Origin of the sequence: Spirulina sp. CCY15215, from assembly GCF_016888125.1 — a bacterium.
Classification (GTDB): domain Bacteria; phylum Cyanobacteriota; class Cyanobacteriia; order Cyanobacteriales; family Spirulinaceae; genus CCY15215.
Genome location: NZ_JACSWA010000047.1, coordinates 1 through 221 on the forward strand (window position 1 = coordinate 1; position 221 = coordinate 221).

Genomic DNA, 221 nt, shown 5'->3' on the forward strand with positions numbered 1-221 from the left:
CGCATCCCTTAAAGGGCGTTTTGCTTGAGATAGAATGCGTTTTAACACTTCAGGTTTTTTAGCTAAAAATACATTAACATCTTTAGTTCCTTTTTTGTCGAATCTTACCAACTCTTGGGAAATGCCAGTAATAGGAGCAAGTTTAATTAATTTGTTAACCCAAGTAAGCACAGTATCAACTCGATGCTGTAGAGATGGTGCTAACCAACCTTTAGGTCTTT

General features: G+C 36.7%; 1 protein-coding gene. It reads right to left on the minus strand.

Annotation, left to right across the window (positions count from 1 at the left end; all coding sequences use genetic code 11):
* The coding region (locus tag JUI58_RS00200) for an RRXRR domain-containing protein (protein ID WP_204101748.1) at positions 1 to 221 on the minus strand (221 nt) is incomplete at both ends.